This window comes from Salinimicrobium oceani (assembly GCF_012037645.1).
Window position 1 is genome coordinate 1 of record NZ_JAAVJR010001279.1, and the last position, 333, is coordinate 333.

Sequence of the window (333 nt, forward strand, 5' to 3'; positions counted from 1 at the left end):
TCTTAACCTGGTTTCCGCCTTTCATTCCCCAGGCAGAACCTTCAGCCGGGGTAATGTGCAGCTTTTCATAGCGTTCGTAACTTCCGTCGCGACGACACAGGTAACCCACATTGTACATGTGTTCCCCAATGATCTGCGGCATACTTCCGGTAATGATATTGATGTTATAGGTGATCGCAAAATCCACAAAAGTCTCCAGCAACCTGTCTGTATACGAAGCGAGGGAGCGAATAGCTTCGGCCTCGTTGAGGTGATTGTATTCGGCCATCAACGGCGCATTGAAGAGCTCCGGGAACAGGATAAAATCACTCTGGTAATCACTTACGGCATCTA

Annotated in this window: 1 protein-coding gene; it reads right to left on the minus strand. The window is 48.6% G+C overall.

Features of this window, described 5'->3' with window-relative positions:
* The coding region (locus tag HC175_RS21830) for a nitrilase-related carbon-nitrogen hydrolase (protein ID WP_317172394.1) at nt 1-333 on the minus strand (333 nt) is incomplete at both ends.